This window comes from Paenibacillus maysiensis (assembly GCF_000520815.1).
GTDB lineage: Bacteria > Bacillota > Bacilli > Paenibacillales > Paenibacillaceae > Paenibacillus > Paenibacillus maysiensis.
The window spans coordinates 1-321 of sequence record NZ_ASRY01000136.1 but is presented as its reverse complement, the minus strand read 5'-3'; the positions used below and the strand labels follow the sequence as shown (position 1 = coordinate 321).

Sequence of the window (321 nt, the reverse complement as noted above, 5' to 3'; positions counted from 1 at the left end):
AGAGTCGTGGAGGTAGAGCACTGATTGGGTGCGGGGCCCGCAAGGGTTACCAAGCTCAGTCAAACTCCGAATGCCATAGACTTAGTTCCGGGAGTCAGACAGTGAGTGCTAAGATCCATTGTCGAAAGGGAAACAGCCCAGACCATCAGCTAAGGTCCCCAAGTGTGTGTTAAGTGGGAAAGGATGTGGAGTTGCACAGACAACCAGGATGTTGGCTTAGAAGCAGCCACCATTGAAAGAGTGCGTAATAGCTCACTGGTCGAGTGACTCTGCGCCGAAAATGTAACGGGGCTAAACACGCCACCGAAGCTATGGCTTGAT

General features: G+C 52.0%; 1 rRNA gene. It reads left to right on the top strand.

Going from position 1 to position 321, the window contains the following annotated elements:
- Nucleotides 1-321 (top strand): 23S ribosomal RNA (locus L696_RS0108700); the annotation flags it as partial.